This window comes from Micromonospora sp. ABR4_055, assembly GCF_056160425.1.
The window spans coordinates 1-1,412 of the sequence record NZ_JBSWXD010000316.1 but is presented as its reverse complement, the minus strand read 5'-3'; the positions used below and the strand labels follow the sequence as shown (position 1 = coordinate 1,412).

The window sequence follows — 1,412 nt, the reverse complement described above, 5'->3', positions numbered from 1 at the left end:
CCTCCACCTACGGCTACGACGGCCACGGCAACCAACACCGCGTCACCGACGCCGACGGCAACATGTGGACGTCGACCTACAACCTGCTCGGGCGGGTCACCGCCAGGACCGACCCGGACGCCGGCGCCACCACCGGCATGACCTACGACGGCAACGGCAACCTGCTCCAGTCCACCGACTCCCGGGGCAGGACCACCTCACACACCTACGACGCGCTCAACCGCAAGACCGGCAGGTACGCCGCCACCATCGCCTCCCAGACACCGGCCAACCAACTCGCGTCCTGGGTGTACGACAACGCCAACAACGCCATCCCCAACATGCGGTACCCGATCGGGCAACTCACCACCACCACCGCCTACTGGGACGGCAACCCGTACACGACGCAGCAACGCGGGTTCAACGTGTTCGGCAAGCCGATCGGCCAGACCGTCACCATCCCCACCGCCGAAGGCCTCCTCGCCGGCGCCTACACCTTCACCCAGGTGTACACGACCACCACCGGCCTGCTGGGCCGCAGCGTGTACCCCGGCCGAGGCGGCCTGCCCGCCGAAACCGTCAACCACTTCTACACCGGCGGCTTCGACCTCCCCAGCGTCGTCGGCGGTCTCGCCGGCTACGCCGACGGCACCTCCTACGACGCCTGGGCACGAACCAACCAGGTCACCATCGGCACCTCACCCAACTGGGCCTACATCACCAACAGCTACGACGACCACACCAGCCGCCTCACCCAACAACTCGTCACCCGCGCCGCAGCCACACCCGCCGAAATCGACCGGCAGCACTACCAGTACGACCCGTACGGCAACGTCACACAACAGACCTCCACCCGGCTCGCCTCGACAAGCACCTCAGAAACCCAGTGCTTCGAGTACGACAACCTGCAGCGCCTCACCCAGGCCTGGACCGCCACCGACGACTGCGCCGCCACCCCCACCCCCACCAGCCGCAGCACCGTCGGCAGCAACCTCGGCCCCTCCAGCGCCTACTGGACCAACTGGCAGTTCGACCTGATCGGCAACCGGACCGAACAAACCCGCTACTCGACCAGCGGCGGCTCCGACACCACCACCACCTACACCCACGACGGCAACGGCGCCGGACAACCACACACCCTCACCGGCACCACCACAACCGGAGCCACCACCACCAGCCACGCCTACGGCTACGACAACGCCGGCAACATGACCAGCCGCGACGCGGGCAACGGCAACCAGACCCTGACCTGGAACGACGCCGGACAACTCACCGCCATCGACGGCAGCACCACCGGCGACAGCACCTTCCTCTACGACGCCGACGGCAACCTGCTCCTCCAAAAGGACCCCGGCACCACCACCCTCTACCTCCCCGGCCAGCAACACACCCTCAACACCACCACCCAGGCCGTCACCGGCGCCCGCTACTAC

Annotated in this window: 1 protein-coding gene; it reads left to right on the top strand. The window is 67.6% G+C overall.

Annotation, left to right across the window (positions count from 1 at the left end; genetic code table 11):
- Positions 1–1,412: RHS repeat domain-containing protein (locus ACXAHD_RS32120; RefSeq protein ID WP_475055169.1), on the top strand; the 1,412-nt coding region annotated here is incomplete at both ends.